Genomic DNA, 557 nt, shown 5'->3' with positions numbered 1-557 from the left:
AATCAAAATAATAGTATCTATAGGTAATTCTGTTTCCAAATTCAAAAGCTATATCGGTAAGATTTGGTGGATAAGCAAGTAATGGAGAATTTTTAGCCATATCGCGTCCGCAGGTGGAGTAAGAACGGATGCGGTATATATACAGTTGTTTGTTTAGTAATTTGATTTGTTTTGCTTTGGTAAAAAGTGGTATACCAAAGAGCATGTCTTCGTTATGTACTGTAGGAAAAAATCTCAAGTTATTTAACATGTTAATATTCAATATGCCACCAGTTATCCAAGCAAATTTTTCTACGCCTAGTAGCAATTCCATCATGTCAAAATTTTTTGTTCTTGCTTGCTCTTCAGTGATGTGATGATGTTCAAGCCCAAGTAGCATTTGGTTTTTTTCTTCTGGTATATCATTCTCAAACAATATTTTATGGTTATACCACAAAATATCACAATCCCCAATATTTTCCACACACTGCTCTATACAATCAAGCGTTATCATATCATCAGAATCTACAAAATGGATATATTTCACATCATTTGGTGGATTCTCACTATGTGACATC

General features: G+C 33.2%; 1 pseudogene. It reads right to left on the bottom strand.

Annotation, left to right across the window (positions count from 1 at the left end):
- Positions 1–557, bottom strand: a pseudogene (locus BKN38_RS11365) (glycosyl transferase); the annotation flags it as partial.

The organism is Helicobacter sp. CLO-3, assembly GCF_001854545.1.
Classification (GTDB): domain Bacteria; phylum Campylobacterota; class Campylobacteria; order Campylobacterales; family Helicobacteraceae; genus Helicobacter_B.
This window is presented reverse-complemented; position numbering and strand designations above follow the sequence as displayed.